Origin of the sequence: Streptococcus oralis (genome assembly GCF_001578945.1) — a bacterium.
In the GTDB taxonomy this organism is placed as follows: Bacteria; Bacillota; Bacilli; order Lactobacillales; family Streptococcaceae; genus Streptococcus; species Streptococcus oralis_Q.
In genome coordinates this window covers 70,824-75,391 of record NZ_KQ969551.1, presented here as the reverse complement: position 1 = coordinate 75,391, position 4,568 = coordinate 70,824, and the positions used below count along the sequence as shown (strand labels likewise).

The 4,568-nt window shown below is 41.9% G+C and carries 7 protein-coding genes; all 7 read right to left on the bottom strand.

Annotation, left to right across the window (positions count from 1 at the left end):
- Positions 1-715, bottom strand: a 715-nt coding sequence (locus tag SORDD16_RS03030; RefSeq protein WP_061452333.1) for a manganese-dependent inorganic pyrophosphatase, incomplete at its 3' end; no start/stop codon positions are given.
- Between the two features lie 85 nt (positions 716-800).
- Positions 801-1,085, bottom strand: coding sequence for a GIY-YIG nuclease family protein (locus SORDD16_RS03025; RefSeq protein ID WP_000349631.1), 285 nt, complete (start codon positions 1,083-1,085; stop codon positions 801-803).
- Positions 1,075-1,821, bottom strand: a complete 747-nt coding sequence (locus SORDD16_RS03020; RefSeq protein ID WP_061452332.1) for a tRNA1(Val) (adenine(37)-N6)-methyltransferase — start codon at positions 1,819-1,821, stop codon at positions 1,075-1,077. Before SORDD16_RS03020 ends, SORDD16_RS03025 begins: the two co-directional genes overlap by 11 nt.
- A gap of 33 nt (positions 1,822-1,854) precedes the next feature.
- Positions 1,855-2,214 (bottom strand): S1 RNA-binding domain-containing protein, encoded by a 360-nt coding sequence (locus SORDD16_RS03015; RefSeq protein WP_000689617.1) that lies wholly within the window; start codon positions 2,212-2,214, stop codon positions 1,855-1,857.
- A gap of 1 nt (position 2,215) precedes the next feature.
- Positions 2,216-3,616: a bifunctional Cof-type HAD-IIB family hydrolase/peptidylprolyl isomerase gene (locus tag SORDD16_RS03010; RefSeq protein WP_061452331.1), complete on the bottom strand. Its 1,401-nt coding sequence runs from the start codon at positions 3,614-3,616 to the stop codon at positions 2,216-2,218.
- An 80-nt stretch (positions 3,617-3,696) separates the two neighbouring features.
- On the bottom strand, positions 3,697-4,206 hold the full coding sequence (locus SORDD16_RS03005; RefSeq protein WP_061452330.1) for a GNAT family N-acetyltransferase: 510 nt from the start codon (positions 4,204-4,206) through the stop codon (positions 3,697-3,699).
- A 228-nt stretch (positions 4,207-4,434) separates the two neighbouring features.
- A partial coding sequence (gene rpsR, locus SORDD16_RS11525; RefSeq protein ID WP_241734008.1) for a 30S ribosomal protein S18 occupies positions 4,435-4,568 on the bottom strand: 134 nt, incomplete at its 5' end.

Here is a 4,568-nt window from a genome sequence, read left to right as displayed (position 1 = left end):
CAGCTTCGATTTCAGCTTGGCGTTCCAAGACTTCAGCAATATCAACTGTATTGACTTGGGCAACACGAACCTTATTTCCGTTGAGTTCAAAAGTCTTAGCATCGATATCAATCAATTCTTCAGCAGATTTGCTAACCAAGTTAGTACCAGCTTTCAGCATAGCAAGACCGTACTCTTCCAAGTTGACACCAGCCAATTCAGCCAATTCAGGAGCAATGACTTTATCAGATGGGTGTGTTGTTGGTGATTTCAAAAGAAGAGTATCTGAAATCAAACCTGAAAGCATCAAACCTGCGATTTCTTTAGGAACTGCTACACCATGTTCTTTGAACATGCGGTAAACGATAGAAGACGCTGATCCAACTGGTTCCAAACGCATGTAGAGTGGACTTGCAGTTTCAAAGTTAGCCACACGGTGGTGGTCTACAACACCGTAAACTTCTACTTCAGCGATATCTGACACTGACTGTTGGAATTCATTGTGGTCAGTCAAGATGACTTGTTCTGCGCCTTCTGCTTTAGCAGATGTGATAACACGCGGTGCTTCCACACCAAAATAGTTCAAAACAAAGGCTGTTTCTTCGTTTGGAGTACCGAGAGCAACTGCTTCTGTGTCCAATCCATAAGCCTCTTTTGCAAGGTAAGCAAAGGCTACAGATGACCCGATGGCATCTGAGTCTGGATTTTGGTGACCAAATACTAGAATCTTAGACATGATAATACCTCTTTTAATTTATTCATCTTATTTTAGCACTTTTTTCCTCTTTTGACAAAAGTAAGAGAAGCCAAAGGACTCCTCGTTAGACATCAATATGGTTGACTAGATTTTTTTCTTGATTTTCGGATAAAAATCGTTCTTTCTGTGGTCTCTTCTTACGTTTGAGGAGAGCTTCTGCAGACATGGCTTCTTCCTTACTGGCAAATCCCTCTACATAGATGAGTTTGACCGGCAAGCGAGCTCGGGTATACTTGGCTCCCTTACCACTATTATGAACGGCAAGGCGCCTCTTCACATCCGTTGTATAGCCCGTATAGTAAGAACCGTCGCGGCACTCTACCACATACATATAGGCCTTATGATCCATAATAAATCTCTTGAATTTCTGGCGTGTAGGAACCATCATCATTATGAACAATGAGTGGTGGCAAGACCTTAAAGCCACTGGTCGATCCATCCTTGATAGCTTCGATTAAGAGCATATTGGCCTCCTTCTCACGTTTAGGATAGACAAATTGCAGGCGCTTAGGAGCTAAATTGTGGCGTTGCAACATGTCCAAGATATCCAAGAGCCGATCTGGACGATGAACCATAGCCAAACGGCCATTAGACTTTAGAATACTCTGAGCACTTCGGCAGATTTCTTCTAGATTAGTCGTAATTTCGTGTCTGGCCAGAAGGTAGTGTTCACTCTCGTTGAGATTAGAATGCGGATCCACCTTAAAATAAGGCGGATTACACAAAATCATATCCACCTTACTTCCCTGAATGTGGGCAGGCATATTTTTTAAATCATCACAGATGACCTGCATCTGCTCTTCCAAGCCATTCAACTGAACCGAACGCTCTGCCATATCCGCCAAGCGCTTCTGAATCTCTACAGATATTATCCGCGCCTGAGTACGTGAACTAGCAAAAAGTCCCACTGCACCATTTCCAGCACAAAAGTCCACAATTAAACCCCGTTTAGGGAAGCGAGGAAAGCGTGACAAGAGAACACTATCCACCGAATAGCTAAACACCTCTCTATTTTGAATGATCTTGATATCTGTCGAAAAGAGCTGGTTGATTCGCTCTCCTGATTTTAATAATTGTTCTTCCATATATTGATTTTTAAAAATACGAAATCTAATAGACTAGTTTTTCTCTCTCAGATTGTTGAGGGCTTCCTTTGTCCAGATCGGCATCATTCGCCCAAGTGGTGCAAAACCGTGCTTGATACGATCATTTGAAAAACGTCTCCGTCTTGGCAATTGATGTTTTTCTTCCTCCAGAGTGCGAATAGATAGACTAGCTTTACCTGAAAATTCGTCTAAATCAACAACCTGAACTTGCACTTCTTCACCAATTTTCAAAACTTCATAGATATTTTCGATAAATCCTGTCCGAATCTCTGAAATATGAATCAGCCCAATCACCCCTGTCTCTAATTCGACGAAGGCACCATAGGGCTGGATTCCTGTAATACGCCCAGTTAGCTTATCACCAATTTTCATCTTAGTCCTCAATTTCAATCGTTTCAATTACCACATCTTCAACTGGCTTGTCCATTGCACCAGTCTCAACAGCTGCAATGGCATCCAAGACCGCAAAAGATTCAGCATCTACCAACTGCCCAAAAACAGTATGGCGGCGGTCAAGGTGAGGAGTTCCACCTTGTTCTGCATAAATCTCAGCGATTGGTTCAGGCCAACCACCACGCGCAATCTCTTTCTTAGAGTATGGCAAGTGTTGGTTTTGCACGATAAAGAACTGGCTACCATTGGTATTTGGCCCAGCATTGGCCATAGAAAGAGCGCCACGGATATTGTAGAGTTCTTCTGAAAATTCATCTTCAAAAGCTTGTCCATAAATAGACTCTCCACCCATACCAGTACCAGTTGGGTCTCCACCTTGGATCATAAAGTCCTTGATAATTCGGTGGAAAATCACACCATCATAATAACCATCTTTCGACAAAGCGATAAAGTTAGCTACTGTTTTAGGAGCATGTTCAGGGAAGAGCTTGATACGCAAGTCTCCGTGATTTGTCTTAATGGTCGCAAGAGGACCCTCTACTGATTCAATTTCTACTTGTGGGAAATGCAATTCTTTTTCTACCATACCAAATCCTTCTAAGGCATCAAAAATGCCATCTTCTTCTACTGTTTTTGTAATATAATCTGCTTTTTCTTTGATTTTATCATGGGAAACACCCATAGCAATACTGATTCCAGCATAATCAAAGAGTTCCAAGTCATTGAGCCCATCTCCAAAGACCATAACATTCTCTGGTTTCAAGCCTAGATGCTCCACAATCTTTGCCACACCAGCAGCCTTTGAACCTGCAATTGGTACCACATCAGATGAATGTTCATGCCAACGCACCATGCGAAGTTTATCCGATAAAGACTCTGGTAGCTGCAAGTCATCCCCTTTATCTTCAAAGGTCCACATCTGGTATATATCTGCTTTTTCATGAAAGTCAGGATCCACACCCAGGTTCGGATAAATCGGATCAATCGCCTCACTGATCAGTTCTGTTCGCGTGGAGAGTTTGGCGTCATGACTGCCAACCAAGCCATATTCAATCCCCTCTTGCTTTGTCCAAGAGATATACTCCTCAACATCTGACTTGTCAATCTGATGTTGATAAATGACCTGATCTTTTTTATCCTCGATATAAGCCCCATTCAGGGTTACAAAAAAGTCAGGCTTGAGTTCACGAATCTCTGGCACAACTCCAAAAATGCCACGCCCAGAAGCAATTCCTGTCAAGATTCCTTTCTCACGCAATTGCTTAAAAACCGTGGGAATCGTAGCTGGAATAAAACCTGTCTTTGACGTACGCAGGGTATCATCAATATCAAAGAAGACAATCTTAATCTTCTTTGCCTTGTATTTTAATTTCGCATCCATCTCTCTACCTCTTTTCCATCACTCTTTCCATTATACCATAAAGTAGAGAAATCCCATATCTTCAAAAAATTCGCTATCTCTTATTCTAATTCCTTGGATAAGTACAAAACTAAATCATCATTATTTTGAATAGTGGCATTCATTTCCAACGGTTGGTTTCGATACCAAACTCCCGAACCATCTGGAATATAGCCTCGTTTGATGTACAATCTCTGAGCAGGTCCATAACCTGAATGGAGCCCAACACCAAGGGTCACCTTATCCGATATGAGTTTAACTCGATTTTCAGCTTCTTCCATCAAGAGGTTTCCAATACCTTGATTTTGAAAGGGTTCAAAGACATTGAAATCTGAAAGTTCTGGAGCCATTCCAGCAAAGGGACCCTGCTTAGCATCGGGTAAAATAGTAATGTAGCCCGCAACAGCACCCTCAACCTCTGCAACTAAGACTTCTCTCTCCCCACATTCTTGTTCAAGAAAATATCTAGCCAAAATTTCTTCTCTACCCGGCCAACCTTGGCTGATAAATCCTTGAGATAGATCTTTAATGTCAGATTCTTGCATTTTTCTAATAATACTGTTTCCCTGCATAAGGCTCCCCTTTGAAAATTCATACTATCATTATAACACTTTTATAGTCAAAGAAAGAAAAAAGACCCGAGTGGGTCTTAACTCGCTCTCTTATTTCTACGCTCATGAAAAAGAGGTCCACTGGACCTAAAAAAAGACCCTTACGGGTCTTGATTCGCTTTCTTATTTCCGAGCTCATGAAAAAGAGGTCCCCCGGACCTGAAGAAAAGACCCGTCGGGGTCTTTTCTTTAATCTTCGTTTACGAAAGGCATCAAAGCCATTACGCGAGCACGTTTGATAGCTGTTGTTACTTTACGTTGGTTTTTAGCCGAAGTTCCAGTTACACGACGTGGAAGGATTTTTCCACGTTCTGAAACGAAAC

Bases quoted from the DNA above. Each gene is read 5' to 3' on its own strand.
- SORDD16_RS03010 (WP_061452331.1), bottom strand. From the start codon at position 3,616: ATGGATGCGAAATTAAAATACAAGGCAAAGAAGATTAAGATTGTCTTC.
- SORDD16_RS03020 (WP_061452332.1), bottom strand. From the start codon at position 1,821: ATGGAAGAACAATTATTAAAATCAGGAGAGCGAATCAACCAGCTCTTT.
- SORDD16_RS03005 (WP_061452330.1), bottom strand. From the start codon at position 4,206: ATGCAGGGAAACAGTATTATTAGAAAAATGCAAGAATCTGACATTAAA.
- SORDD16_RS03025 (WP_000349631.1), bottom strand. From the start codon at position 1,085: ATGGATCATAAGGCCTATATGTATGTGGTAGAGTGCCGCGACGGTTCT.
- SORDD16_RS03015 (WP_000689617.1), bottom strand. From the start codon at position 2,214: ATGAAAATTGGTGATAAGCTAACTGGGCGTATTACAGGAATCCAGCCC.